1 protein-coding gene is annotated in these 607 nt (G+C 62.4%); it reads right to left on the bottom strand.

The annotated features are described in order from the left end of the window. On the bottom strand, positions 1-386 hold a 386-nt coding region (locus L0984_RS29745; RefSeq protein WP_234198008.1), incomplete at its 3' end, for a recombinase family protein. Between the last annotated feature and the right edge of the window lie 221 nt (positions 387-607).

Genomic DNA, 607 nt, shown 5'->3' with positions numbered 1-607 from the left:
GCCATGCCGGCCTTGGTGCGTTCGCTGATGAGGGAGCGCTCGAACTCGGCGAGGGCACCCATCATGTGAAAGACGAGCATGCCGCCCGGGGTGCCGGTGTCGATGCACTCGGACAGCGAGGCGAACTGCACGCGTCGGCGGCCGAGGGCGGCCACGATCTGCACGAGGGACTTGAGGGAGCGGCCGAGGCGGTCGAGCTTCCAGACCACGAGGGTGTCGCCGGGCTTGAGGCGGCGCAGCGCGCGGGAGAGGCCTGGGCGGTCGAAGACGGCGCCGGAGATGCCGTGGTCGGTATACAGAATGTCACAGCCTGCGCTGTGCAGGGCCCGGACCTGGGGGTCGAGGTTCTGCTCGTCGGTGGAGACGCGGGCGTAGCCAACTTTCATGGTTTTCAGAGGGAGAAGGGTGCCGCGTGGGGGGGTGCGCGGGGTGGCTTCTGTGCCAAGTAATTAACAAGGCTGGAGTCTAGGCATTGACAAAAGGGTTCCTTTTTGTCCGCGTCATTTACATCCATCACGTTTGTGTGCTCCACGAGTAACAACGGTCGCCCTGAGAAAGTTGGTAGCTATTAGGATTTAAAGGAACCTTTTTGTCCAAGGCAGGTTCC

This window comes from Pseudacidovorax sp. NFM-22 (assembly GCF_021401245.1).
GTDB lineage: Bacteria > Pseudomonadota > Gammaproteobacteria > Burkholderiales > Burkholderiaceae_C > Xenophilus.
This window is presented reverse-complemented; position numbering and strand designations above follow the sequence as displayed.